Source organism: Rhizocola hellebori (genome assembly GCF_016862955.1).
Classification (GTDB): domain Bacteria; phylum Actinomycetota; class Actinomycetes; order Mycobacteriales; family Micromonosporaceae; genus Rhizocola; species Rhizocola hellebori.
Window position 1 is genome coordinate 1 of record NZ_BONY01000055.1, and the last position, 24,397, is coordinate 24,397.

A 24,397-nucleotide genomic window follows, 5' to 3' on the forward strand; every position below is an offset into this window, starting at 1 on the left:
AGGTGGGTGTCGGCCGCTGCCCGCCGCGCTGCTGCTGGCGGCCTGTGGCTATTGCTCGGGTGGCACCTGCATCTCTGCATTGGGGCGTTGAGGCAGAGATGGGGCTGCTGTTGCTGGGAAACGTTGCTGCAGGGCAAGCGAAGACAGCGATTCCGGAGAAGTCGGGACAACATGGGCCGCTGGATCGTCGGCGCGGAGGACGTCGCGGTGGCTGGGTGTGGTGGCGGGCGGGTGCGTTGGGTGGGGGAGGGGTTAGGAGGGGGTGATTTGCCAGAGCCACATGTCGTCTACTCGGGTTGGCGGGCCGAGGAGGTCGGTGGTGGCTTTGAGGAGAGCGGGCTGGTTGGGGTCCCAGTGGGCTCCGTTTACGGTGTCGGCGAGGAGGACTATTTCTACGTTCCAGTAGGCGAGGTCCTCGCGGGCCCGTGCTCGGTCGGCGAAGGTGAGGTGGGGGACCACGCCTGTTTTGGCGACCGATTCGAGCAGTTCTGCGGTGGGGCGGGGGGTCGGGCCGATGCGGCCGGTGCCGTCGGGGCCGCCGGGGCCTAGGAAGAAGCCGGACGGGATGCGGAAGGTGTGGCCCTGATGGGCAAAAGCATAGGCCTGCCAGCGTTGACCGTCGGGGACGAGGTCGTTGGGCAGCGGGATCGGGGCTATGACACCGTTTTCGGTGACGTAGGACTGCCAGTGGCCGGAGGTGATGAAGTGGGGCACCGGTTCGCGGTCGCGGGTCAGGATGGGCAGGGGCAGCAGGGGGATCAGCGCGAGCGCGAAAGCCGGGATCCACAAGCGTTTGCGGCTGACCGAGTCGAAGAGCCAGGCGAGCAGGAGGCCGAAAATGGGGGCCACTACCAACGCGAGCCGGGACGGCAACGCGGCGTTGAAGATGGGCATTTTGCTCAGGAGCGCCTCGGGCATCCAGATTCCGGTGTGTTTGCCGAACAGCTTCAGCTCCGGCCCGAGTGACAGCACGATGAACAGACCGGCCGTCAGCGCGAGGCCTTTGACCTCGGTGCGTTTCCACAACAGCACGAAGGCGATTATCACCAGGAACAGCAGGGGCAGGCCGAAGAAGGAGTTTTCCTCGGTCGGGTTCGGCGCGAGATCGGTGTTGAGGTTTAGCCATCCGGCGATCGAACGTTCGGGCCAGACACCGTAGGCGGCCAGGTCCTCGTTGTGCACGCGCGGGTCGAAACCCGTGCCGTGGTAGCGCTGTGGGCCGGCGAAGTGCAGCCACAGCGGGTAGGCGAGGAACAGCGCCGCGACAGCGGCGGCGGCCGCGAGTCCTTTGAGGACATTTCCTATCGGGGGACGCTTTGCCAGTACCCAGAAAATGCTGAAAACGGCCAAGGCGAGCGCTGAGAAGAAGAGAGCCTCGGCGGCGATGGAAAAGCAAGCGGCCACCAGCGCGCCGAGGATCAGCCCATGGCTAAGCCAGCGGGCGCCGCGATAAAGCTGGATCACCTCCGCGATGATCAGCGGCACCAGCCATTGCGCGGTCCAGTTGAGGTGGGCGTTGGCGTGGGAGATCATCGCTGGGGCGAAGCCACAGAACAGCCCGCCGAGGGCGGCGGCGACCGGGCTGGCGCCCAGGAACCGGTTGAACAGCCAGTACCAGGCGAAGGCGGTCGCGGCCAGGTTGAAGGTGAGGATGATCAGGAAGGTGACCGGGGCGCCGAGCCACATCGTCAACGGCGAAAGCACTACCGAGTAAACGGTTATCGAGGTGTTGACGGCCAGGTTCACGCCATCGGGGACGTTGAGCAGATGCGTGAAGAGCGGATCCGCGCCATGGGTGACGGCATAGGCGCCATAGCTGAGCAACCACTCGAACAGCGCCTGGTCGCCCGAGTTCACCAGGCTCGCCCGGCCGTTCGGGTCGACCAGAAAGCCGCTGGTGACCCAGCAGGCGAGCGCTATCGAGGCCGCCGCGACCAGGAAGTCGTTCTTCTTCGGCACCCGTGGAGCTTAGTCGATCGGATGGAGCACCCCGCGCAGCACGACCACGCCCGGGCCGTACTTGGCGTCGAGTTCACGCTGACGGCTGGCGTGGGCCGCGAACACTCCAATCTCGACTGTGCCGCGGAGCACATCGGGCGAGGAGTAGTTCAGGCCGGGCTCGCCGGACAGCTCCTGCTGAATCTTGAGCAGGTCAGCCTGGGTGTGCTTGCCGAGCGAGACACACAGCGCGCCGCCCCAGACCTTGCGGATCTCGGCCTCGTGCCGGTCAAGATCCCGGACGAAACGGACGTTGAGGATGAGGCGCAGCGTGTTGTTCATCGGCGTCGGCATCTCGGCCGGCAGAGTCTCATCGATCCAGAGACCGGCGAAGTCCGGGTCGGCGGTTACCAGCGCGGTGGTGGCGTTGAGCGCGTCATCGGTGGCCTTGGTGACGTCGGCGGGCTTCCATCCGCCCGGCGGCTCGGCGCAGGGCGACTTGAAGTTGGGCGGGGTGTTGGTTTCCGGGACGAAACTCCCGTCGTTCTCCTTCGCCGGCTCGGTGAGCGTGAACACCTTGCCGTCATATTTCCCGGTGACCACGTAGACACCCCAACGGGTTCCTGCGGCCTCCTGCGAGTCGAGCCCTTCCCACTTCCAGTCGGCGATGTCGGGCCCCCCGCATTGCGGCGGCAACGACTCGGCGACGGTCTGGCACAGCTGTGGGCCATGCTGGGCGTTGGCCAGCACGGTGGCCTGCAGCCGGTATCGGCCCTGATAGCCGTCGGGGATAAGGTTCGTCTGCTTCTGCGGGGCGGGCAGCGCGGACGGCGGACCCGCCGGTGGGGGCGTGGGTGCGGCGCAACCGGCGACGACGACTGCCAGCAGGAGCACCACGGCACGCTTCATGGCGGTTAGGACGCCGATGCCCGATCGTGGGTTCCGGTGTTTTATCGCGGCCTGCGCTGCGGCGTGGCGAGGTTGACGAGCTTTTTGAAAATGACTACCAATAACATTATGAAGATGGCATTTGTCGGAAAAGGGGGCAGCGGGAAGACCACTCTTGCTGCTCTTATGGCTCGTCACCTGGTGGAGTCCACGGATAAATTGCTTGCCATCGATGCTGACATCAACCAGCATCTGGCCGCAGCGCTTGGCTACACCGAGGATGAGGCGGTACTGCTGCCCGCGCTTGGGGATCACCTGGACCAGATTAAGGACTATTTGCGCGGGAGCAACCCTCGGATCAGCTCAAGTAAGGCCATGGTGAAGACCACCCCGCCCGGGCCCGGCTCGCGGCTGCTCACGATCGGGGAGCACAACCCCCTGTACGAGGCCATGGTCCGGCGGGTGGGCGGGGTGCGGCTCGCGGTGACCGGGCCGTTCGCCACCGAGGACCTGGGCGTGGCCTGCTACCACTCGAAGGTCGGCGCGGTCGAGTTGCTGCTGAACCACCTGGTGGACGGCCCCGGCGAGTACGTCGTCGTGGACATGACGGCGGGCGCGGACAGTTTCGCCTCCGGGCTGTTCACCAGGTTCGACATGACCTTCCTGGTCTGCGAGCCGACGCTGCGCAGCGTGGGCGTCTACCGCCAGTACATCGGCTACGCGCGCGACTACGGCGTGCGGGTCCGGGTGGTGGGCAACAAGATCGATGATCAGTCCGATGTGGACTTCCTGCGCGAGCATGTCGGACCCGACCTGCTCACCTGGGTCGGCCGATCCGGATTCGTCAAGGGAATGGAACGCGGAGCACCGGCGGGCACCATCGAGCCCGCGAACCGCGACGCCTTGGAAACCCTTAAGGCGGCTGTCGATTCGTGTACCAAGAACTGGTCCACCTACGCCCAGCAGGCCCACGAGTTCCACCTGCGTAACGCCAGCGCCTGGGCGAACGCCAAGGTCGGCGAGGACCTGGCGGGTCAGATCGACCCGGAGTTCGTGCTCGGCGCCACCGAGTCGAGAAAGGACGATCAGCATGTCTCTTGACGTCTCCCTGGCGCTGCTGGAGAAGGCCGAGCGCGGCCAGATCGACGACGCCGAGTTCGCCGACTGCGTGCGCAGCTCGCTGCCGTACGCGTGGCAGGTGATCAGCGAGGCGGTCGAGGCCGGTGAGCATGCCGTTGCCCCGCCCTCGGACAGCGAACGCGGGGAACTGTTGCGCGCCTTGGCAAGCGACGCCGTCCGCGGGGTGCTTGAGCGCCACTTCGGGCGGAAGCTGGCGTTCCAGAACTGCCACAAGGTGGCCGCATTTCCGTTCTCGGAGGTGGGTGGCGAGGCGTATCAGGAGTTCATCTCGCCGCTGGCCCAGATCCGCAACCAGTCGCCCGAGCTGCGCGACTGCTGACGTTCGTGCTGACCCGCCGGGTACGACCGGCGGGTCGGTCTATGTGTTAACGACACATATCGTTGATGTGACAAACCTCATACGGTGCCGTCATGTCCCGCTTACTCTCCGCCGCCCTTGCCTTCGGGTTGGCAGCTGTCGCCGTGATCGCCGCCCCCGCCCAGGCGGCCACGCTCACGCCGGTCACCGGGTTCGGCTCCAATCCCGGAAACCTCAGCATGTACTCGTACCGGCCCGACGGTCTGAGCGCAGGCCGCCCGCTGGTAGTCCTCCTGCACGGCTGCACACAGGATGCGACCGGCTACTTCACCAACTCGGGTTGGCGCAAGTTCGCCGATCTGTGGGGGTTCCAGCTTCTGCTGCCGCAGCAAAGCACGGCCAACCAATCGAACAAGTGCTTCACCTGGTACGACAACGCCGACATCAACCGCGGCCAGGGTGAGGCGCTCTCCATCCGCAACATGATCAGCTATGCGGTGTCGAACCTGGGCGCCGACGCCAACCGCGTCTACGTCAGCGGGCTTTCCGCGGGCGGGGCGATGAGCGCGGTCATGCTCGCCACCTATCCCGACGTGTTCAAGGCCGGGTCGATCGGGGCCGGCATCGCCTACAAGTGCGCGACCTCGCTGACCCAAACGACCAGCTGCCAATACACCGGGGTCGACAAGACCCCGCAGCAGTGGGGCGATCTGGTGCGCGCGCAGGCCTCCGGGCCCTACCCGCGGGTGGCCATCTGGCAGGGGACCTCCGACAGCACCGTGGTGCCACGCAACGCGACCGAGCTGATGGAGCAATGGACCAACGTCAGGGGCGTTTCTCAAACGCCTACTTCGACTGGTACCTGGCTGAAAGTCTATGGAAACAATGACGTTCGCCTATGGGAGATCCCCGGGATGGCGCACGGGCTGCCGGTCGATCCGGGCTCAGGCGCGGAGCAGTGTGGCACGGCCGCCGCCTACTTCCTGGACTACATCTGCTCGGCCTACCACGACGCCGTCTTCTTTGGACTCTCCACGGGCACCCCGCCGCCCACGTCCTCACCGTCGCCGTCGCCTTCGCCGACCTCCAGCCCGACCACACCTCCGGTGTGCGTGACGGCGAGCAACTATGCCCATGTGGTGGCGGGACGGGCCTACCACTCGCTCGGCTACGTCTACGCCAACGGTTCCAACCAGAACATGGGCCTGTACAACACCTTCTACACCACCGCGTTGAAGCAGACCGGCCCCAACTATTGGGTCATCGGCTGCTGAGCGCGGCTCGCAGCGCCCGGTCAACCGTGGCGTGCTCGAAGCGGAAGCCCCGGGACAGCAACACCTGGGGCTTCACGCGAAGGCTGCGGTAACCCTCGTTGGCGTACTCGCCGTAGAGCACCCGCACGGCCACCTTCGGCACGAACATGAAAGTGGGGCGGTGCAAGGCTTTCCCAAGCTCCTTGGTGAACTGGGCATTCGTGACCGGGTTCGGCCCCACGATGTTCAGCGGGCCGTCAATTTCCTTATCGCCGATGACGAACTGCACCGCGCGCAGCCAATCGATGAACGAAACCCAAGGCACCCATTGCTTTCCGTCGCCCAGCTTGCCGCCGACGCCCAGCTTGAAAGGAAGCAACTGCGGCTTGAGAAAGCCGCCGTCTGTGCTGAGGGGCAACCCGGTGCGCATCAGCACCACGCGCGCTCCGGCGTCGGCAGCGGGCCGGGTCGCACCCTCCCACTCCACCGACAACCGGCTCAGAAAGTCTTCGCCGGTGAGGGCGGGCGACTCCTCGGTCACCTCGGTCTGCCCGGTGTCGCCATAGCTGCCCACCCCGGACGAGTTGATGAGCAGCTCGATTCCTTGCGCGGCCACGGCTTTGGCCAGGGTCGTGGTGGGCACCACCCGGCTGTCACGAAGCTCGCGCCGGTAGGACGGCGTCCACCGGTGGCCGATGTTGACCCCGCACAGGTTGATGACGGCGGCGGTGTCCTCCGGCAGCGTCACCGGCTCGGCCGGGTCCCATCTGAGCTGATCGGGCTTGACCACCGGGCGCCGCACCAACTGCGTCACGTCGTGCCCGGCTGACTTGAGTGTCCTGATCAGAGGGCGACCCAGGAAACCTGAGCCGCCGGCCACCACGATCCGCATGACACCATCATCCGCTATTGCCCGTTGATTGAGACGACGTCCACCACAAAGACCAAAGTCTCGTTGGGGCCGATGTTGGGCTGGCGGCCCTGCGCGCCATAACCCTGAGCCGCGGGGATGACCAGGAGACGGCGGCCGCCCTTCTTCGCGCCCACCAGCCCTTTGTTCCAGCCTTCGATGACGCTGGCCTGGCCGAGCGGCTTCACCACGTAAGGCTGACGGCCGGCGGCCCAGGACGAGTCGAACTGCTTCTTGGTCGACCAGGAGATGCCGGTGTAGTTCACTCCGACCGCATCGCCGGCCTTCGCGGCCGCTCCGGAACCCTCGACGATGTCTTTGGTCCCCAGCACTGTCGGCTTTTCGCAGTCAGGGATGGTGATCTCTGGCTTGACCTTGGTGTCGGTGGAGACCTTGACGTCGCAAGGGCCGCCGCCCGAGGCCTCGTCGCCCGCATCGCCGCACGCGGCAGCGCCCATGGCGAGGAGGCCAGCGATGATCACTGATGGGATTAGTCGATTGATACGCACCGCGGCAGATTACCCGCCGCGGTGCGTGATCCGTCAGAGCCCCAGGTCGGTCTCGAAGTTGCCGCCCTCGAGACGCTCCTTGATCGCGGTGAGGAAGCGCGCCGCGTCGGCGCCGTCGACGAGCCGGTGATCGTAGGACAGGGCCAGGTAAACCATGGAACGCGGCACGATCAGCTCACCCAGCTCCGGGTCGTCGACCACGACGGCCCGCTTCACGACCGCACCCGTGCCGAGGATGGCCACCTGCGGCTGGTTGATGATCGGGGTGTCGAAGAGCGCGCCCCTGCTGCCGGTGTTGGTCAGCGTGAACGTGCCGCCCGACAGCTCGTCCGGGGTGATCTTGTTGGTTCTGGTGCGCTCCGCGACGTCGGCGATCCGCTTGGCCAAACCGGCCAGGTTGAGGTCGCCCGCGCTGCGGATCACCGGGACGATCAGGCCCTTCTCGGTGTCCACCGCCATGCCCAGGTGCTCGGCATCGTGGTAGGTGACCGTGCCCGCCTCCATGTCCATCGAGGCGTTCAGGTTCGGGTGGGCGCGCAGCGCCTCGACCGCGGCCAGCGCGAAGAACGGCAGGTAGGACAGCTTCACGCCGTGGGTCTTGACGAAGTCGGCCTTGGCCTGGTCGCGCAGCTTCGCGATGCGGGTGACATCGACCTCGACCACGGTGGTGAGCTGAGCCGACACCTGCAGCGACTCGACCATGCGCTTCGCGATGGTCATCCGCAGCCGGGGCAGCTTCTCCGTGCGGCCCCGAAGCGGGCTCGGGGCAGCTTTCTCGGCGGCGGGCTTCGCCGCAGCCGCGGCCGGGGCGGGAGTTGCCTTGGCGGCCTTGGCTTTCTCGGCCGCGTCAAGCACATCCTGCTTGCGGATGCGGCCTCCCACGCCGGTGCCGGTGACCGAGCCGAGGTCTACGCCGTGTTGCCCGGCCAGTTTGCGTACCAGCGGGGTGACGTAGCCGTCGGTGTCGCCACCGTTTTCACCCGCCGCGCTCTGCCCGGCGGACTGCCATCCGCTGCTCGCGGGCGCACCGGCCGGCTCGGCCACCGCTGGCGGTGGCGCCTGCTCGACCAGGCCTGCGGTGCTGGCTGGCTTCACCGGCGCGGGCTGGGCCGGCGCTTGCTGCGCCGGAGCCGCCGGCTTGGCCGGGGCAGCGGGTGCGGCCGGGGCAGCGGGTGCGGCCGGGGCCTGTGGGGCGGGAGGTGTAGCGGCCGGGGCCGCAGCACCGGCGACGCCGATCAGGGCGAGTTGGGCGCCGACCGCTGCGGTCTCGTCCTCCGGCACCGAGATCTCCAGGACCACGCCGGCGACCGGCGACGGGATCTCCGTGTCGACCTTGTCCGTGGAGACCTCCAGCAGCGGCTCGTCGACCTCGACGGTCTCGCCGACCTGCTTGAGCCAGCGGGTGACGGTGCCTTCGGTGACGCTTTCGCCGAGGGCGGGCATGCGCACAGCCGTGCCCTCGCCGCCTCCGGAAGCCGCCTGCGGCTGCGCCGCTGCGGGAGCCGGAGGCTGTTGCTGCGGGGCCTCTTGCTGGGCGGCGGGTGCCTCCTGGGCGGGCGCGGCGGCCGTGGCGGCCTGCGGAGCGGGGGCAGCGCCGCCCCCGTCGCCCTCACCGGCGATGACCGCCAGCTCGGAGCCGACCTCGGCGGTTTCGTCCTCACCTACGAGGATCTTCTGGAGGATGCCGGCCGCTGGCGACGGGATCTCGGTATCCACCTTGTCGGTGGAGACCTCGAGCAAAGGCTCGTCGACCTCGACCCTGTCGCCTTCCTGCTTGAGCCAGCGGGTGACGGTGCCTTCGGTGACGCTCTCGCCCAGCCGCGGCATGGTGACCGATACCGGCATTGCTCCGAACTCCTTATGTGGACGGTCTACTTAGCTCAGCTTAGTTGTGCGCGTGGAGGGGCTTACCCGCAAGCGCGAGATGCGCCTCGCCCAGCGCCTCGTTCTGGGTCGGGTGGGCATGGACCAGCTGTGCCACCTCAGCCGGGAACGCTTCCCAGTTGACGATGAGCTGTGCCTCGCCGACCTGCTCGCCGATGCGAGCACCGATCATGTGCACGCCAACCACCGGCCCATCCTTCTGCCGGACCAGCTTGACGAAGCCCTGGGTGCCCAGGATCTTGCTCCGGCCGTTGCCGCCGAGGTTGTAGTTGTAGGTCTCGACGCTGTCATCACCGAAGCGCTCCTTGGCCTGCGCCTCGGTGACGCCCACCGAGGCGATCTCGGGATCACAGTAGGTGACGCGCGGGATTCCGGACTCGACGATCGGTGCAGGGTTCTTCCCGGCGATTTCCTCCGCGACGAAAATTCCCTGCTGGAAGCCACGGTGGGCGAGCTGGAGGCCCGGCACGATATCGCCCACGGCGTAGACGTTGGGCACGTTGGTGCGCAGGCGCTCGTCGGTCAGGACGAAGCCGCGCTCCATCTTCACGCCCTGCTCCTCGTAGCCACAGTTGGCGGTCGACGGGCCGCGGCCGACAGCGACCAGGAGCAGCTCGGCTTCGATCGTCTCGCCACCGGCGATGGTCACCTTCACCCCGCTGGCGGTCTTCTCGAGCTTCTCGAAAGCCTTGCCCACCTTGAAGTTGATGCCGCGCTTGCGGAATGCGCGCTCAAGCTGCTTGGAGATGTCGGGGTCCTCCGCGGCGACGAGCCGGGGGAGCGCTTCGACGATGGTCACCTCGGCGCCAAGCGACTTCCACGCGCTGGCGAACTCGACGCCGATGACGCCGCCGCCAAGCACGATCGCGCTGGCCGGAACCCTGTCCATGGTGAGCGCTTCCTCGCTGGCCAGGACCTTGTTGCCGTCGATCTCCAGGCCCGGCAGGGTCTTGGAGTAGGAGCCCGTCGCCAGGACGACGTTGCGTCCGATGATCTCCTGCCCGTTGACCTCAACGACGTTGGGCCCGGCCAGCTTGCCGGTGCCCTCGATGTAGGTCACCTTGGCGTGCTTGACCAAACCCTGCAGACCTTTGTAGAGGCCGGCGACGACGCCGTCCTTGTAGCCGTTGATGGCCTTCATGTCGACCCCGATCAGCTCGGCGTTGATGCCGAAGTGCGCGGCCTCACGGGTCTGGTCGGCGATTTCGCCCGCGTGCAGCAGCGCTTTGGTCGGGATGCAACCACGGTGCAGGCAGGTGCCACCGAGCTTGTCTTTTTCGATCAGCGCAACGGAGAGCCCGAGCTGCGAGGCACGAAGTGCGGTGGCGTAGCCGCCGCTTCCGCCGCCGAGGATGACTACGTCAAAGGTGTCACTCACGATCGCTCCAAGGTCGCGTCATTGCCACTTGTGTAAATACCTGGGCGCACAAAACCACCCACGGTCATCTTGTCACTCTGAGGAGCCCTCCCGCGCGGGGAGGTGCGCAACGACACGTCTAGCTACTCTAGTCTCCGGTACGGCTCTAGTTTCCGGCGCGCATCAGACTGAAAGGACAACGCGTGGCATGGTTCCGGCGGCGGAGCGGATCTCCGACGGGCAGACAGGCGAACGGTGCCGATATCGCCCATCTTGAGCAGTTTATCCAGTCTCGGCGGGGGGTGGAAGCCTTCATCGAGCCCAGAACCACGGTCACCGACACGACCGTGATTCTCATCGCCTTTGACGGCGAATGGACCAGACGCCGGATGCCGAATCCGCTAGCGGTTCGCCAATTTGCCCAGCGCTGGTCCGTTCCCGTGTACGACGTCCAGCTCGTCGGCTACCCGCAGCGCATGCGGGATTTCAACGAGCGGCGCAAACGCTCGGCCTAGGCCGAGCGTTTGGCTTAACCGTTGGCGGCGAGGTCGTCGACAAGTGCGATCAGGGTGCGGACCGGGACGCCGGTTCCGCCCTTGCTCAGATAACCGGTCGCTTCACCCGAGTGGAACGACGGGCCAGCCACGTCGATGTGGACCCACTGCACGCCCTCGGCGACGAACTCGCGCAGGAACACGCCGCCCTGCAGCATGTGCCCGGCGCGCTCCATGCCCGCGCTCACCTGAAGGATGTCGGCCACATCGGACTCCATCGACTTGCGGATCTCGTCGGGCAGCGGCATCGGCCAGGTGGGCTCGCCCACGGACTCGCCCGCAGTCTTGGCCCGCTGGCACAGCTCGTCGGAGCCCATCACCCCGGCGATCCGCTTGCCCAGCGAGATGACCTGACCACCGGTCAATGTGGACGTCTCAATGAGATAGTCGGGCTCGTCCTCGCAGGCGCGGGCGATCGCGTCACCGAGGATCATCCGGCCCTCGGCATCGGTGTTGAGCACCTCGACCCGCTTGCCGTTGCGCATCGACACCACGTCGCCGGGGCGGTAGGCCTCGCCGGAAAGCATGTTCTCCGCGATCGGGATGTAGGCGGTCACCTGCAGCAGCGGCTTGAGCTCGGCGATGGCCACCATCGTGCTCGCCACGGCGGCCGCGCCGGCCATGTCGGACTTCATCTCCCACATGCCCTGGGCCGGCTTGATGGACACGCCACCGGTGTCGAAGGTGATGCCCTTGCCGATGAGGGCCAGCTTCTTGGTGGGCGCCAGGGTCTCCGGCGGCGAGTAGCTCAACCGGACCAGGCGCGGCCTGGCCTCCGAGCCCATGCCCACCGCGAGGATGCCGCCGAAGCCGCCCTTGGCCAGCGCCACCTCGTCGAGCAGCTCCACGTCGAGCCCGGCCTTGCTGGCCGCCGCGACGATCTCCTCCGCGAAGACCGGCGGGCGCAGCATGTTGGCCGGCACGTTGACCCAGTCGCGGGTGCGGGCCACGGCCGCGGTCACCGTGTTGGCCCGGCGCAGCTCGCTTTTGGCGGCTTCTTCCTTCGCGTCCGGTACCAGTACAGCCACCGTGCCCACGGGGTCCTTACGGTTGGGCTGAGGCTTGCCCTTGTACCCGGCGAAGCGATAGGCGCCCAGGGCTGCGCCCTCCGACACCGCGCGCAGGGTGTGCGTGCCATTGTCGGCGGCGTCATCCGAAAGCGGCAGCGCTAGCGCGACGGTCTTGGAGCCCGCCAGCGCGCGCACGGCGGCGCCCGCCGCCCGCCGCAGCGTCTCCGCGGCCGGGGCCGCTCCCGTCGGCTCGGCGCCCAAGCCGACCGCGACCAGCACGGGGGCGCTGATGACGCCCATGGTGGCGAGCTTGGTCACCTCACCCGCGCCGCCGGTCGCACCGAGCAATGTCAGCGTGGCCGTCAGCTTTCCATCGAAGGCCGCGGCGATGCTCTCCGCGCCCGAGGCGAGCAGCAGTTCACCGGCGGTGCCGTTGGTGCCCTCCTGGCTGTGGACGCCGATGACCACCGCGTCGACATTGAGGTCGGCGGGGTCGGTGTCGGCGAGCTGGAGCGTGGGTAGCGCAGTGGTGGGCGTGGTCACAAGGTCTCCTGATGGTGAAGTGCGGTCTGCTCCGCCGATGCTAGCCAACCACACCGGCCACGGTAAGTTGCGTTCATGACGTTGCTAGCCTCGCCGCTGCATGAGCGGCACGCTGCCCTAGGTGCCAAGTTTGCCGCTTTCGGGGGCTGGGAGATGCCGCTTGAGTATGCCGGGGGAGGCGTGCTCAAAGAACACTCCGCGGTGCGCGAGGCGGTGGGCATCTTCGATGTCTCCCATCTTGGCAAGGCCCGGATCGCCGGGGCCGGCGCGGCTGCTTTCGTCAACTCCTGTCTTACCAACGATCTCGGGCGAATCAAACCGGGAAAGGCCCAGTACACCCTCTGTTGTGACGAGGCGAGCGGTGGCGTCGTCGATGACATCATCGCTTACCTGCACGATGATGATCATGTCTTTCTGATTCCGAACGCGGCGAACACCACCGAGGTCGTGCGGCGGCTCGTCGCGGCCGCGCCCGCGGAGCTGACCATCACCAATGAGCATCGGGACTACGCCGTGCTGGCGGTTCAGGGGCCGCGCTCGACCGAGCTGCTGGCCGCGCTCGGGTTGCCCACCGACCACGAGTACATGAGCTTCGAGACGGCCGACCTGGACGGCGTCGAGCTGACGGTCTGCCGCACCGGGTACACCGGCGAGCACGGATACGAGCTCGTGGTGCCCGCCGGGGATGCCGTGGCCGTGTGGGACAGGCTCTTCGGGACCCAGGTCGAGGCGCGGGCCTGTGGGCTGGGGGCTCGGGACACCCTTCGCACGGAGATGGGGTACCCGCTGCATGGTCAAGATCTTTCTATGGACATCACGCCGGTGCAGGCCAGGGCGGGCTGGGCCGTGGGCTGGACCAAGCCCGAGTTCTGGGGCAAGGCGGTGCTGAGCCGGGAGAAGGCCGACGGCCCGCGCCGCACGCTGTGGGGCCTGGTGGCCAACGACCGCGGCATCCCGCGCGCCCACATGCAGGTTCTCGCCGCAGACCAGACCGTGGGGGAGATCACCAGCGGCACCTTCTCACCGACCCGCAAGGTGGGCATCGCCCTGGCGCTGCTGGACAGCGCGGCCGGGCTGGGGGAGGGCTCGCAGGTCGAAGTCGACGTCCGCGGGCGGCGCTCGTCGATGACCGTCACCAAGCCACCTTTCGTCACGCCCTCGGTTAAGTAGCCGTGGCGGTCAAATACGAGCAAGTGCGCGACTGGGTGCTGGCGTTGCCGGGCGGCGAGGAGGTCATGGTCGCCGAGTGGGGCCATCCGACGCTTCGCGTGAACGGCAAGATGTTCGCCAGCGGAATGCCGGGCTCGCCGACGGTCACGGTGAAGGCGACCAAGGAGGAGCAGACCGCCCTTCTTGCGGCCGCGCCTAAGGTTTACTCCTCGGCACCCTACGTGGGGCGCTTCGGCTGGGTTCAGGTCGAGCTGGCCAAAGCGGACCCGGCGGAGCTGCACGAGCTGGTCATCGAGGCGTGGCGGCGCACAGCGCCCAAGAAACTGGTAAAGGAGTTCGACAGTGCTTAAGGGTTTTCGGGACTTCATCTCACGGGGCAGCGTCGTCGACCTCGCGGTCGGTGTGGTGATCGGTGCCGCCTTCACCGAGGTGGTCAAGGGGTTCACGACCTCGTTCCTCACCCCTCTGATCAATTTGATCGGCGGCGCGAACATCGCCGGGGAGATCGATCTGCCGGGAGAGGGCGCGATCACCTGGGGCGCCTTCCTCAGCACCGTGATCGGATTCATGATCACCGCTGCGGTCGTTTACTTCCTTGTCGTGGTACCGATGAACCGCCTCGCCGCCATGCGCAAACGCGGCCAGGTCAACGAGCCCGAGGCGCCGAGCGAGGAAATCCGGCTGCTGATGGAGATCCGCGACGCCCTGGTCGCCCAGCGGAAAGCCCCCGAGGAACCCGCCAAGGAAAGCGTGCGCCAACGCGCCGCACAGTAACGCCGCGTCTCGGCCGCCGCTTCGTAGCGGCGGCCAGGCTCTCCCGCGCGTTAGTCCGGCGCGTTTGACGTGTCGCCCATGCCGCCACCGCGCCGCGGAGATCGTCGCGATTTCAGGGAATCGCGGCCTTCCGCGCTGGCGCAGCAACGATTTCTCGGAAATCGCGACGATCATGCCCGCCGCCGCGGCAAGTCCGGGAGTGGCGGGAGCGGGTGGTTGCTACTTCGGGGCGGCGCCGATGCATAGGGCGATGAGCATGACCGAGGTTGCCGCTTCGACCAGGAAGCCGAGCACGTCGCCGGTGATGCCGCCGAGGCGTTTGACGAGGTGCCAGCGAAGGACAGCGGTCACCGCGGCCGCAGCGGCGAGGGCTAGCAGACCCCGCTCTGGCGCCGCCCACAGGGCGAGCGCCGCGACGAACGCCGTGTTGACGCCCAGCGCCACCGGTCCCACGGTTCCGGCTACCAGCGCGCCCAAGCCCTCGGGCCGGGCCGCGGGCACCTGAATCTGGCAGCCGTAGGCGGCCGCCAGCCGTCCGGCAGCCACCGCGGCGACCAGAGCGGGCGCGGGCAGGAAGACGATCGCGGCCGACTGCACGAGAATGGTCAGCACCAGCGCGGCCACCGCGAACGCCCCCGTCTCCGGCGACTTCATGATTTCCAGCGCCCGCTGCGGCGATCTGTAGGAGCCGAGCGCGTCCACGGTGTCGGCGAGCCCGTCCAGGTGCATGCCGCGGGTCAGCAGCGCCGCCAACCCGACCGTGAGCGGGGCTGCCACCAGGCCGGGCACCCCCGCGGCCCGCATCGCGTAGAGCGCCCCGGCCAGCACGAGGCCGAGCAGCGCTCCGACGAGAGGCGCGAACCGCATGGCCCAGGCGGCAGTGGGCCGGTCTATCCGGCTGGGGGCCGCGATGGGGGCGACGGTGAAGGTCGTCAGCGCCAGCCGCAGGCCGTCACCCCACAAAGTCGTCGAATCCCGGCGGGGCAGGGGTCGGCTTCGGCCTGGCCGGCAGCGACGATGCCAGTGTCAGCGCCGCTCGCAGCATCGGCAGTGCGACCAGCGCTGTGGCACCTTCGCCCAGGCCGGCTTTGAGGTCTACCAACGGGTTCAAGCCGAGCACGTCCGCCGCCGCCTTGGTGGTCGGATTTGAGCCGTAGTCGGCTATCGACGACCAGAGTCGCGACTGGCTTCCCAAATCCCGTGCCAGAAGTGCCGCTGCCGTGCCGACCGGGCCGTCCAGCAGCACCGGCGTGCGCCTTGCCGTGGCGCCCAGGATGATTCCGGCGATGACCGCGAAGTCGGCGCCGCCCAGCTCGGCGAGGATGGTGTCCGCGTTCAGGTCGCAGTTCCGGCTGCGGTGCAAGGCATCGCGGGCGGTGGCCGCGCGCAGCATCCAGGAGCTGTCGTCGACTGTGCCGTCCGGCCCGACGATCCGGCCGAGCAACGCCGCGACCTCGCCGCCGGTGATCTTCGCGGTCACCGTGGCCGCGGTCGCCTCCGCGCCCGCGCCGCACGACCCGATGATGATCAGATCGGCTCCGCCGTCGACCGCCTCGTCTGTCAGCCGCCAGCCCTCTCGCAGCTGATCGGTGATCAGCTCTCGGGGTGAGGCTTCGCCATAGGCGATATCACCAGAGGTGGGAGTCTCCACCACCTTGACGGCGACCCCGTTTTCCGTGGCAAGCAGCCCGATCGGGCCCTCTCCACGGCGGGCCGCCTCCGCCACCGCGGCCGACGCCCGAACGTCGTCGCCGGCGGCGATGTTGCCCTCGTGGATGCCGTTGAGCAGAAACATCTGCGGCTTGCGCCACGTCACCGGCACCCCGCGGCCCTGTGTCCCGGCGGCGAAAACCACAACGCGTGCAAGGGAACCGAGACCACTGCCTGGAATCTCCAAAGTGGACAGATGCGCCTCGGCGGCGGTGCGCGCCTCGTCATCGTGGATCGGCAGATCCATGCCCGGCCGGATATCGACTCCCAGCTGAACAATCGACAGGACCTGAGTCGACTCCCGGAGAACGTCTCCAGGCGGCTGGACAACCACCGCCGCGCCTGCATCGTCGGCCATGCCATCCGGCGTCACCCAGGGCTGGTCGCCTTGCGCCGCCCCGAGCTGCCCACCTGAACCCTCTACCTCGGCCTGGCCCGCCGGCCCGGCTTGGTCGCTCTGGCCCGCCGGTTCAGGCTGGCCACCTTGGCCCGCTGCCGCGGCTTGGCCGCTCTGGCCCGCCGTTGCGGCTTGGTCGCTCTGGCCCGCCGGTTCAGGCTGGTCGCTTTGGCCCGCTGTCCCGGCTTGGCCGCTCTGGAGTGAAGGTTCGGGCTGGCTGCCCTGGCCCGCCTCTGAGGTGATCGCCGACGCGGCGCCGCCCGCGAGTCCAGCTGTCGCCGCGAGTGAGGGGGTGAGGATGGTGGGCGCTGCGATCGGGGGTGGCACCGACGCGTCGGGCAGCGGCGCCGCCTTGCGCGTGGCAACGCCTGCTGCAACGCCTGTCACGGCAGGCGGTCGGGATGCGGCCGGGGCCGGCACGGGTGGTGGTGGCTTGAGGCGACTGGGCTGGCCGGCGATGATCAGGGTCACCTCGTCGCATACGGCGGCGACGGCCTGGTTCAGCTCGCCCAGCAGGTCGGCGAACGCCACACCGGCCGCGGTCGGTGGGACCACCGAGAGGCCGACCTCGGGACTGACCAGGATCAGTGACGCCTGGCAGGAGCGGATCGCGTCCACCAGCTGGCTGACGAAGACGGAGGCGTCGGCCCGCCCGAGGATGGTGGCTGCCCAGCCGCCCAGGTCGTCGACCAGGACAGGCCATTGCGGGTCGGCCTTGCCGAGGGATTCGAGCAGCAGAGCCGGGTCGGCGCCGGTTTCGACGGTCTCCCAGGATGCCGGGCGGCGGAACCGGTGCGCCTCGACACGTTCGGCGAACGCGGAGTCGTCGGAGTGGGCCGCCGAGGCAATGTAGCGAACCTGCTGCGCCTGCGCTACCAAGGACTCCGCATATTCGCTCTTGCCAGAGCGGATTCCGCCCAGAATCAGTATCTTGCCACCGGCCATGGCGATACCTTAACCACTATCCTGATCGTCATGACATGGAGCTGGCGCTACGAAGCCGAGGACGGCAAACCGATTAGCGGTCCGAACGAGGCCTTCAGCAGCCAGGCGGACGCCGAGTCCTACCTGGGGCAGACCTGGAAAGATCGGGTTGCCGACGGAGCCAACACGGCCATCCTCGTGGAGGATGACCGTGTCGAATACCGCATGAGCCTCGAGGCCTGACCAAGCGCCTACCGGTGCGGCCGGCGCTCGGGGGAGACCGTCTTGGCGGGATCCCGCTCGACCACCGGCTCCACGATCTCATCGATCGCCTTCATCAGATCGGAGTCGAGTTTGACTCCGCTCGCCTTCGCGTTGTCGTGGACCTGTTCGGGCCGCGAAGCTCCCACGATGGCCGAGGAGACGTTCGGGTTCTGCAGCACCCACGCCACGGCGAGCTGTGCCATGGTGAGCCCGGTCTGCTCCGCCAACGGCTTGAGCAGCTGGACCCGCTCGAGCACGTCATCGCGAAGCCATGGCCCGACAAAGCCAGCGCCCGACTTGTCGTCGGTGGCCCGTGACCCCTCCGGCGGCGGTTGCCCCGGCAGGTACTTGCCGGTCAGCACCCCCTGCGCGATGGGCGACCAGACGATCTGGCCGAGCCCGAGCTCTTCGCTGGTCGGAACGACCTCGGCCTCGATGACCCGGTACAGCATCGAGTACTGGGGCTGGCTGGACACCAGCGGGATGCGCAGCTCTTTGGCCAGCGCGTGGGCGGCGCGGATCTCCGAGGCCTTCCATTCGGAAACCCCGATGTAGTGAGCTTTGCCGCTGTGGACCACATCGGCGAACGCCGACATCGTCTCCTCGAGTGGGGTCGAGTAGTCGAAACGGTGCGCCTGGTACAGGTCCACGTAATCGGTCTGCAGCCGGGTCAGCGAACCGTTGATCGACTCCATGATGTGCTTGCGGGACAGGCCGGCGTCGTTGCGGCCGGGACCGGTCGGCCAGAAGACCTTGGTGAAGATCTCCAAGCCCTCGCGGCGCTCGCCCTTGAGCGCCCGGCCCAGGACAGCCTCCGCGCGTGTGCCCGCGTAGACATCCGCAGTGTCGAAAGACGTTATGCCGCAATCGAGGGCCGCGCGCACGCAGGCGAGCGCGGCGTCCTCCTCGACCTGTGAACCATGCGTGATCCAGTTCCCGTACGAGATCTCGCTGACGAGCATGCCTGATCGGCCAAGGTGACGGAACTCCATAAGGAACGACCCTAGCCCAAGGGCATTACAAGACCGGCTTGGTGTCGGCCAGCAGCCGGTCGAGCTCCTCCATTACCGCTTGGCGGCTGGGCAGCACAGGATCGATGAACGGCCGTCCCTTGCGATCCAAGGCCCCCCACCTGCCCTCGTTCCCGGCGATGAGGAACGCGACCGGGTGGATGACCACAGCCGGGTGCACCGGAGGAACGATCATGGTGCCCGATCGGTCCACGACGCCCTTGCGCCCGCTGGCGTCGATGATGGCGAGGCCTTCGTCGGAGAACCCGTCGACATAGCGGCCATCGGTCAGCGCGGTGGCGAATCCACTGAACTGGAACGGCAGCACGATGCGGCCCTGCTTGTCGACGGCGCCCCAGCCGCCCCGTTTCACCGCGGCCAGGCCCCGGCGGAACGGGCGGACATCTTCGAACCCGGTGGAAATGATCACGCGGCCAAACTTGTCGATGGCGATCCAACCGGCGCCGCCGTCCTTGGAGACCCAGGCCAGGCCCTCCGAGAACGAGCCGACTCCGCGCAGGCCCACATTTGAGTCGATGAGCTTCGATCCAGTCTCGTCGATCAGCTCCCACGCTTGGGTTTCCCGCCGCCGCACCCAGCCCACGCCGTCGCGGAACGGTTGCACATCGGCGAATGCCGGGGCGATCACCGTGCGGCCCTCGCTGTCGACAAATCCCCAGCACTGAACGCGTTCATCGAATTTGGGTACCGGAGCCTTGGCGACCTGAAGAATTTCCTCCCGCGAGCGCGGGTAAGGCCCCATCCCGTTCTCGGCGATCTTCAGTGAGACCGCGTCAAGCGCCAGCTCGGTGCGCGCGATCAGGTCCGGGTCCTCCACCTTGCGCAGCTCGAGCGCCGCCTCGAAGTGGTTGAACGCCTCCATGTAGCGGCCTTGGTCCAAACAGGACCGTCCCGCGTGCTCGTGCAGGGTGGCTCGCAGCCGGTCGGGCAGCTCACTGGAGTTGGCCTCCAGGAACAGCCGGTCGGCCTCGGCGAAGTCGCCACGCCACTGCAGCACGTGGGCGAGCCGTGCTTTCGCTATCGCTATGCGGCGCAGCTCACCGGTTGCCTCGGCGTGCACCAGCGCCATCTTGCCGTCGGAGAGCGCCTTGGTCAGCTCGCCGAGGATCCGCGAGACCACGGCCCGCAGGCTGAGCAACCGGGCGCGGCTGGCGTTGTCCGTGGCCGGCGTGAGCTTCTCGGTCAGCTTGTCGCGGATCTCGCGCAGCTCTTCCGGATTGTCGACCAGCTCCCGAAGCGTTTCCCGGTGGAAGCGCCATTCATAGCCGGCCAGCACCTGTTCCGGGTCGGGCCCGGTGTCCTCGGGCTCGATCGGCTCATCGGAAGCTGCCGCGGCGGCTTCGCTCGGCGTGACCGGCTCGGGTGCGTGCCCGCCGAGCTTGACGACGATCGGCGTGAGCATCGTGGGCGAGCTCAGCGCGGTGGCGGCGCCAGCGGCGCTTGAGGCCACCGGCAGGACGGTGTCGGGTGTGGCCACCACGGGCGTGGTCGGCGTCGCCGGGGAGACCGGGTTGGCTGAAACTGGCCGCACCGCCTCGACCGGCGCCGCGCTCGGGGACGGCATCGCTGTCACGGGAGCCGCTTCCGGCACGGGCGCTGTCCGCGGTGGGATCTGGCCGGGAGCGGCCGGCCGGCCGGGAACGCCTGGCGTGGCGAGACCGAGCTGCGCCGGCCCGTGCTGCCCTGGCATCTGCTGCCCGGCGTTCGGCTGGCCGTACTGACCGGCGGCGGGACCACCGTGCTGCCCGGCCATCGGCTGGCCCGGCGCGTGTCCTGCGACGGGCTGGCCGGCGGGGTGCTGCCCGGCCATCGGCTGGTGCTGTCCCGCGTTCGGCTGACCCGGAGCACCGGGCGCACCTGGCCCGCCGTGCGGGGCGGGGTGTTGCCCGCCCACGGTCTGCAGGCCGGGGGAGGTCGGATTGTTCAGGCCGGGCACCGGCTGGCCAGGTCCGTGTGGGCCGGGCTGAGGACCGGCGGGGCGGCCGTAAACGTGGCCACCCGGCGAGGGTTGGGCCGGGCGTCCGGGCGGGACAGGGCCTTGCGCGCCGGGGCGGCCCGGCTGGCCCGGCTGGCCGTATTGCTGCGGCGGGCGCGGCGGACCCCAGTTCGGCGCACCGGGCGGCATGGGACCCGGCGGCATCGGCTGCCCCGGTTGGCCGGGTGGGCCTTGCGGCGGTCCACCGTGCTGGCCGGGCGGACCCTGCTGCGGGCCACCACGCTGGCCGGGCGGGCCCTGCGGCGGGCGGGGACCGTAAGGGCCGGGCTGCTGCTGCGGCGGGTAGGGCGGGCGGCCTTGCTGACCGGGCTGGCCCGGGTGCTGTTGCGGCCAGCCACCTGGCGGCATCGGCGGGCGCGGGCCCTGCTGCGGCGGCCGTGGCTGCTGGCCCTGGCCTTGCTGAGACGACGACGGCGGAGGGCCGGGCCTTACCGGGCCGGTCGGCTCCTCGTAACGCTGACCAGGCACAGAGGTGCGTGGTGCGGTAGGAGTTTCCGCCCACGCCGGTGCGCCCCGATGACGCTCCTCGGTACGCTCGTCCGCCACTGGTGCCTCACTTGCCCTGTAAATAGCTGTCCCGTCGCCTCCGCGACCGGGTAAGGTCACCCGGCTCGTCGGCTTCGGAGAAAAGATGCGGTGCGAGAGGAGGGTACTCAGGTGGGCTTGGTCACCGCCACTACGGATCGCGTCACAATCCGAAACTTCGCCGAGTTCGCTTCACTAATCGGGGCAATTGCCGCATCTGGCTTCCGTCGCTTCTGGACCTATCGCCAGGCCACCGTGGCCGCGCTCGCGACCAACACGATGTTCGGGTTCTTGCGCACCTACGTCATGTTGGCCATGGCGGCGCTCACCCCGGTGGTGGCCGGCTATACCGGCCCACAGCTGGCCGCCTACGTCTGGACAGGGCAAGGCCTGCTTGGTGTCGTGATGCTCTGGGGCTACGCGGATCTCGCGGACCGGATCCGGTCCGGGGACGTGGTCACCGACCTGCTGCGCCCGATCCATCCGGTCCTGAACTACCTCGCCGTCGACCTGGGCCGGGCCGCGCACGGGATGATCTTCCGGTTTCTCCCGCCGGTAGCGGTGGGGGTCATCGTCTTCGACATGTATCTGCCGCAGGATCTGAGCACCTATCCGCTGTTCGCGATCTCGGTGCTGCTCGCAGTCATCGTTTGCTTCGCCTGCCGGTACCTGGTCAACGCCAGCGCATTCTGGCTGCTGGATCATCGAGGCGTCGTCATGGTGTGGCTGTTCGTCTCCGGATTGTTCGGCGGGCTCTACTTTCCGATCAGGTTCCTGCCGCAATGGGCGGCCCTGCTGATCTGGCTCGGTACCCCCGGCCCGTCGATGTTGCAGGCGCCCATGGACATCTTCGTGGAGCGGGACCCCTTCCGAGTCCAGCTGGCGATAGTTGGGGTACAGGTCTTCTGGGCCGTGCTGATGCTCTGGGCCTGTCACGTCGTGCAGCGCCGCGCCGAGCGCAAGATGGTGATCCAGGGTGGGTGAGTCACTTCGCATCTACGCGAAACTCGTTGGCGCGCAAGGGCGGGCGCAGGCCTCGTACCGGACGAGCTTCTGGCTGGACCTGATCGGCAGCTCGATCATCGTCGGCGCAGACCTGATCGCCGTCCTCGTGATCTTTTCGCGGGTCCCGGCGCTGGGCGGGTTCTCGATCAGCCAGACACTGGTCTTCTTCGGGATAGCCCTGACCGCGTTCTCCATAGCCGATCTGGTCGTCGGCAACATCGAGCGGATGCGCAACTACGTCCGGATGGGCACCCTCGACGCGATGTTGATCCGCCCCTTGGGCGTGCTGCCGCAGCTTCTCGCCAACGATGTGGGTTTCCGCCGGGCTGGGCGCGTGGTCTATGCCGGGGCGGTCTACGTGGTGGCGCTGTCCTATGCCGACATCGATTGGACGCCTGGCCGTGTCGTGCTCGTGGTTAGCGCCCCGCTCTTCGGCGCGGTCTTCTTCGCCGCGTTCTTCGTGGCGACCGCGACCGTGGCCATCTGGTGGGTGGAGTCCGGCGAGCTGGCGAACGCCTTGACCTACGGCGGCAGGGATCTCACCTCCTATCCGATCTCCATCTACGGCGGCTGGTTCCGCAGGATGTTCGCTTTCGGGCTCGGGTTTGCTTTCGTGGCCTACTACCCGGGCCTGGCCCTGCTCGGCGATCCGGATCCGCTGGGCGGGCCGGCGTGGCTGGGCTGGGCAAGCCCTTTGGTCGGGATCGCCGCGTCCGGGGTCGCGGCCTTGATCTGGCGCACCGGCGTGCGTCATTACAGGAGCACTGGGTCGTGAAGGTCATCGAAGCCCGCGGTTTGCGCAAGGAATTCGTGGTCCGGGTCAAGGCCGGGGCCATCAGACGCCAGAAACGTGTCGTCGCCGCGGTGGACGGCGTCGACCTGGCCATCGAAAGAGGTGAGATGGTCGGCTATCTGGGCCCGAACGGGGCCGGAAAGTCGACCACCCTCAAGATGCTCACCGGCGTGCTCATGCCTTCCGGAGGTGACGTGCGCGTGTGCGGTTTCACGCCTGTGCCGCAGCGGGTGAAACTGGCTCGCCGGATAGGGGTCGTGTTCGGGCAGCGTTCGCAGCTGTGGTGGGACCTGCCCTTGGGCGACTCGTTCGACCTGTTGCGGCACATCTACCGGGTGCCCGCGGCCGAGCACGCGCTTCGCCTCGATCGCTGCCGCGATCTGCTCGACCTCGACGCCTTCATGCAAACCCCGGTGCGGCAGCTCTCGCTCGGGCAGCGGATGCGCGGCGAGCTGACCGCAGCCCTGCTGCACGGGCCGGAGATCCTCTTCCTCGACGAGCCGACGATCGGCCTCGATGTGGTGAGCAAGCAGGCTGTGCGCGGTTTCCTCGCCGAGCTGGGGGAGAAGGGCGACACCACGATGATCCTGACCACCCATGATCTGGCCGACATTGAGCGACTCTGCCAGCGCATCGTGGTCATCGATCACGGCAGGGTGGTGCACGACGGCACGATCCAGGCCCTGCACGACCGATATCGCTCACGGCGCCGGGTGATCGCCGACTTCGATGAGCCCATCCAGACCGACATCCGGCTTCCTGGCGTGGAACTGGAGTCGAGCACCGGTACCAGGCTGATCTTCGCGGTCGACGAGGTAGGCCCGCTCATCTCTCAGCTGACGCAGATCGGCTCGCTTCGCGATTTGAGCATCGCCGAGCCGGAGATCGAGGACGTGATCTCCCGGCTCTACCTGTCGAGCTAGATCTTGGCGCCGATCTGGACGCGCGTCTTCGGCATGCGCAGCCTGCGGAAGGAGATCGCGCGCATGATGCCGTAGAAGTAGAGCGAGCTCATCTTCTGGTCTGTCTTCGGGTGCCGCTCAGTGATCAGCTTCTTGATCCTGCGGCTGATGAACACGCTGTCCACGACCACGGCGAAGGCGAGCATGAACCAGATGATGTTCGCCGCGAGCACGACCGCATTGACACTGCGCACCTGGAGCAGGAACAGCAGCGGGAAGGCCCCGGCGAAGAAGTAGGGGCCGGCCGTGCGGCGGGAGTCGACGATGTCGCGCACCAGCGCCCGCTCCGGGCCCTTGTCCCGGGGGAGCAGGTAACGCTCGTCACCGGCCTTCATCCCGGCGTAGGCCTCGGCCCGCTCGGCCTTCGACTTCTCGCGCGAGCGCTTCAGCGCCTCACGCCGGTTGGCCGGCGGCGGCTCGGCCTTGCGGCGCTGGGCCTCGGTGCGCTTCGGGGTGGCCTTGCCTTTGCTCGGCGTGTGCGAGCGCGAGACATGCACCACTTCCTCCTCGGCTGCAACAGCGGGGAGGTTGGTGTCGGATTTCTTCGAGAACAATGCCACGG

The 24,397-nt window shown here is 67.9% G+C and carries 24 protein-coding genes; 12 read left to right on the plus strand and 12 right to left on the minus strand.

Annotation, left to right across the window (positions count from 1 at the left end; all coding sequences use genetic code 11):
- Positions 1 to 252 precede the first annotated feature (252 nt).
- On the minus strand, positions 253 to 1,959 hold the full coding sequence (locus Rhe02_RS33810; RefSeq protein ID WP_203912512.1) for a DUF6311 domain-containing protein: 1,707 nt from the start codon (positions 1,957 to 1,959) through the stop codon (positions 253 to 255).
- 9 nt (positions 1,960 to 1,968) lie between these two features.
- Positions 1,969 to 2,847: a hypothetical protein gene (locus tag Rhe02_RS33815; RefSeq protein WP_203912513.1), complete on the minus strand. Its 879-nt coding sequence runs from the start codon at positions 2,845 to 2,847 to the stop codon at positions 1,969 to 1,971.
- Between the two features lie 114 nt (positions 2,848 to 2,961).
- Here Rhe02_RS33815 and Rhe02_RS33820 point away from each other — a divergent pair, with 114 nt between their 5' ends.
- The 3 genes from Rhe02_RS33820 to Rhe02_RS33830 all read left to right on the plus strand — a co-directional run bounded on the left by Rhe02_RS33820 (position 2,962) and on the right by Rhe02_RS33830 (position 5,538).
- A complete protein-coding gene (locus Rhe02_RS33820; RefSeq protein ID WP_239124229.1) occupies positions 2,962 to 3,927 on the plus strand; it encodes an ATP-binding protein in 966 nt (321 codons plus the stop codon).
- Complete coding sequence (locus Rhe02_RS33825; RefSeq protein ID WP_203912515.1) at positions 3,917 to 4,285, plus strand: SCO5389 family protein; 369 nt, start codon at positions 3,917 to 3,919, stop codon at positions 4,283 to 4,285. Before Rhe02_RS33820 ends, Rhe02_RS33825 begins: the two co-directional genes overlap by 11 nt.
- 92 nt (positions 4,286 to 4,377) lie before the next feature.
- Entirely contained in the window at positions 4,378 to 5,538 is a 1,161-nt protein-coding gene (locus Rhe02_RS33830; protein WP_203912516.1) for an extracellular catalytic domain type 1 short-chain-length polyhydroxyalkanoate depolymerase, read from the plus strand.
- Here the strand turns inward: Rhe02_RS33830 and Rhe02_RS33835 are convergent.
- The 4 genes from Rhe02_RS33835 to lpdA are packed head-to-tail and all read right to left on the minus strand — an operon-like array spanning position 5,525 to position 10,198.
- Positions 5,525 to 6,409: a TIGR01777 family oxidoreductase gene (locus tag Rhe02_RS33835; protein ID WP_203912517.1), complete on the minus strand. Its 885-nt coding sequence runs from the start codon at positions 6,407 to 6,409 to the stop codon at positions 5,525 to 5,527. The two genes, Rhe02_RS33830 and Rhe02_RS33835, sit on opposite strands and share 14 nt — an antisense overlap.
- Before the next feature lie 14 nt (positions 6,410 to 6,423).
- Positions 6,424 to 6,909: an FKBP-type peptidyl-prolyl cis-trans isomerase gene (locus tag Rhe02_RS33840; protein ID WP_239124230.1), complete on the minus strand. Its 486-nt coding sequence runs from the start codon at positions 6,907 to 6,909 to the stop codon at positions 6,424 to 6,426.
- A 60-nt stretch (positions 6,910 to 6,969) separates the two neighbouring features.
- Positions 6,970 to 8,781 (minus strand): 2-oxoglutarate dehydrogenase, E2 component, dihydrolipoamide succinyltransferase, encoded by a 1,812-nt coding sequence (gene sucB / locus Rhe02_RS33845; protein WP_203912518.1) that lies wholly within the window; start codon positions 8,779 to 8,781, stop codon positions 6,970 to 6,972.
- A gap of 40 nt (positions 8,782 to 8,821) precedes the next feature.
- Positions 8,822 to 10,198 (minus strand): dihydrolipoyl dehydrogenase, encoded by a 1,377-nt coding sequence (gene lpdA / locus Rhe02_RS33850; RefSeq protein WP_203912519.1) that lies wholly within the window; start codon positions 10,196 to 10,198, stop codon positions 8,822 to 8,824.
- 182 nt (positions 10,199 to 10,380) lie between these two features.
- Here lpdA and Rhe02_RS33855 point away from each other — a divergent pair, with 182 nt between their 5' ends.
- On the plus strand, positions 10,381 to 10,692 hold the full coding sequence (locus tag Rhe02_RS33855; protein ID WP_203912520.1) for a hypothetical protein: 312 nt from the start codon (positions 10,381 to 10,383) through the stop codon (positions 10,690 to 10,692).
- A 14-nt stretch (positions 10,693 to 10,706) separates the two neighbouring features.
- On the opposite strand, the gene Rhe02_RS33860 is transcribed toward Rhe02_RS33855, so the two are convergent.
- Positions 10,707 to 12,284 (minus strand): leucyl aminopeptidase, encoded by a 1,578-nt coding sequence (locus Rhe02_RS33860; RefSeq protein WP_203912521.1) that lies wholly within the window; start codon positions 12,282 to 12,284, stop codon positions 10,707 to 10,709.
- A 75-nt stretch (positions 12,285 to 12,359) separates the two neighbouring features.
- On the opposite strand from Rhe02_RS33860, the gene gcvT reads away from it, so the two are divergent.
- The 3 genes from gcvT to mscL are packed head-to-tail and all read left to right on the plus strand — an operon-like array spanning position 12,360 to position 14,228.
- Entirely contained in the window at positions 12,360 to 13,454 is a 1,095-nt protein-coding gene (gcvT, locus tag Rhe02_RS33865) for a glycine cleavage system aminomethyltransferase GcvT (RefSeq protein ID WP_203912522.1), read from the plus strand.
- A gap of 2 nt (positions 13,455 to 13,456) precedes the next feature.
- Complete coding sequence (locus Rhe02_RS33870) at positions 13,457 to 13,804, plus strand: MmcQ/YjbR family DNA-binding protein (protein WP_203912523.1); 348 nt, start codon at positions 13,457 to 13,459, stop codon at positions 13,802 to 13,804.
- Positions 13,797 to 14,228: a large conductance mechanosensitive channel protein MscL gene (gene mscL / locus Rhe02_RS33875; RefSeq protein WP_203912524.1), complete on the plus strand. Its 432-nt coding sequence runs from the start codon at positions 13,797 to 13,799 to the stop codon at positions 14,226 to 14,228. The genes Rhe02_RS33870 and mscL overlap by 8 nt, the downstream gene beginning before the upstream one ends.
- Positions 14,229 to 14,447: 219 nt before the next feature.
- On the opposite strand, the gene Rhe02_RS33880 is transcribed toward mscL, so the two are convergent.
- Together Rhe02_RS33880 and Rhe02_RS33885 are read right to left on the minus strand one after the other, a co-directional pair.
- Positions 14,448 to 15,191: an adenosylcobinamide-GDP ribazoletransferase gene (locus tag Rhe02_RS33880; protein ID WP_203912525.1), complete on the minus strand. Its 744-nt coding sequence runs from the start codon at positions 15,189 to 15,191 to the stop codon at positions 14,448 to 14,450.
- Positions 15,181 to 17,280 (minus strand): bifunctional adenosylcobinamide kinase/adenosylcobinamide-phosphate guanylyltransferase, encoded by a 2,100-nt coding sequence (locus tag Rhe02_RS33885; RefSeq protein WP_203912526.1) that lies wholly within the window; start codon positions 17,278 to 17,280, stop codon positions 15,181 to 15,183. The genes Rhe02_RS33880 and Rhe02_RS33885 overlap by 11 nt, the downstream gene beginning before the upstream one ends.
- A gap of 30 nt (positions 17,281 to 17,310) precedes the next feature.
- Between Rhe02_RS33885 and Rhe02_RS33890 the strand changes: the two genes are divergently transcribed.
- On the plus strand, positions 17,311 to 17,502 hold the full coding sequence (locus tag Rhe02_RS33890) for a hypothetical protein (RefSeq protein ID WP_203912527.1): 192 nt from the start codon (positions 17,311 to 17,313) through the stop codon (positions 17,500 to 17,502).
- Positions 17,503 to 17,510: 8 nt separating this feature from the next.
- Here Rhe02_RS33890 and Rhe02_RS33895 read toward each other — a convergent pair whose 3' ends face one another.
- Positions 17,511 to 18,515, minus strand: a complete 1,005-nt coding sequence (locus Rhe02_RS33895; protein WP_203912528.1) for an aldo/keto reductase family protein — start codon at positions 18,513 to 18,515, stop codon at positions 17,511 to 17,513.
- Positions 18,516 to 18,540: 25 nt separating this feature from the next.
- The gene (locus tag Rhe02_RS33900; RefSeq protein WP_203912568.1) at positions 18,541 to 20,118 is read right to left on the minus strand and encodes a WG repeat-containing protein; all 1,578 of its coding nucleotides are present in this window, start codon (positions 20,116 to 20,118) and stop codon (positions 18,541 to 18,543) included.
- 111 nt (positions 20,119 to 20,229) lie between these two features.
- Here Rhe02_RS33900 and Rhe02_RS33905 point away from each other — a divergent pair, with 111 nt between their 5' ends.
- From Rhe02_RS33905 to Rhe02_RS33920, 4 genes are read left to right on the plus strand one after another with little or no spacing between them, the layout of a single operon-like run.
- A complete protein-coding gene (locus Rhe02_RS33905; RefSeq protein ID WP_203912529.1) occupies positions 20,230 to 21,150 on the plus strand; it encodes a hypothetical protein in 921 nt (306 codons plus the stop codon).
- A 57-nt stretch (positions 21,151 to 21,207) separates the two neighbouring features.
- Complete coding sequence (locus Rhe02_RS33910) at positions 21,208 to 22,059, plus strand: ABC transporter permease (RefSeq protein WP_203912530.1); 852 nt, start codon at positions 21,208 to 21,210, stop codon at positions 22,057 to 22,059.
- Complete coding sequence (locus Rhe02_RS33915; RefSeq protein WP_203912531.1) at positions 22,052 to 22,855, plus strand: ABC transporter permease; 804 nt, start codon at positions 22,052 to 22,054, stop codon at positions 22,853 to 22,855. The genes Rhe02_RS33910 and Rhe02_RS33915 overlap by 8 nt, the downstream gene beginning before the upstream one ends.
- The gene (locus tag Rhe02_RS33920) at positions 22,852 to 23,796 is read left to right on the plus strand and encodes an ABC transporter ATP-binding protein (protein ID WP_203912532.1); all 945 of its coding nucleotides are present in this window, start codon (positions 22,852 to 22,854) and stop codon (positions 23,794 to 23,796) included. Before Rhe02_RS33915 ends, Rhe02_RS33920 begins: the two co-directional genes overlap by 4 nt.
- Here the strand turns inward: Rhe02_RS33920 and Rhe02_RS33925 are convergent.
- Entirely contained in the window at positions 23,793 to 24,395 is a 603-nt protein-coding gene (locus Rhe02_RS33925) for a DUF3043 domain-containing protein (protein ID WP_203912533.1), read from the minus strand. The genes Rhe02_RS33920 and Rhe02_RS33925 overlap by 4 nt on opposite strands.
- Between the last annotated feature and the right edge of the window lie 2 nt (positions 24,396 to 24,397).

What these genes read in the sequence shown, in the direction of transcription:
- Rhe02_RS33815 (WP_203912513.1), bottom strand. Translation starts at nt 2,847, where the DNA reads ATGAAGCGTGCCGTGGTGCTCCTGCTGGCAGTCGTCGTCGCCGGTTGC.
- Rhe02_RS33820 (WP_239124229.1), top strand. Translation starts at nt 2,962, where the DNA reads ATGGCATTTGTCGGAAAAGGGGGCAGCGGGAAGACCACTCTTGCTGCT.
- Rhe02_RS33825 (WP_203912515.1), top strand. Translation starts at nt 3,917, where the DNA reads ATGTCTCTTGACGTCTCCCTGGCGCTGCTGGAGAAGGCCGAGCGCGGC.
- Rhe02_RS33830 (WP_203912516.1), top strand. Translation starts at nt 4,378, where the DNA reads ATGTCCCGCTTACTCTCCGCCGCCCTTGCCTTCGGGTTGGCAGCTGTC.
- Rhe02_RS33835 (WP_203912517.1), bottom strand. Translation starts at nt 6,409, where the DNA reads ATGCGGATCGTGGTGGCCGGCGGCTCAGGTTTCCTGGGTCGCCCTCTG.
- sucB (WP_203912518.1), bottom strand. Translation starts at nt 8,781, where the DNA reads ATGCCGGTATCGGTCACCATGCCGCGGCTGGGCGAGAGCGTCACCGAA.
- gcvT (WP_203912522.1), top strand. Translation starts at nt 12,360, where the DNA reads ATGACGTTGCTAGCCTCGCCGCTGCATGAGCGGCACGCTGCCCTAGGT.
- Rhe02_RS33885 (WP_203912526.1), bottom strand. Translation starts at nt 17,280, where the DNA reads ATGGCCGGTGGCAAGATACTGATTCTGGGCGGAATCCGCTCTGGCAAG.
- Rhe02_RS33890 (WP_203912527.1), top strand. Translation starts at nt 17,311, where the DNA reads ATGACATGGAGCTGGCGCTACGAAGCCGAGGACGGCAAACCGATTAGC.
- Rhe02_RS33895 (WP_203912528.1), bottom strand. Translation starts at nt 18,515, where the DNA reads ATGGAGTTCCGTCACCTTGGCCGATCAGGCATGCTCGTCAGCGAGATC.
- Rhe02_RS33900 (WP_203912568.1), bottom strand. Translation starts at nt 20,118, where the DNA reads ATGCCGTCCCCGAGCGCGGCGCCGGTCGAGGCGGTGCGGCCAGTTTCA.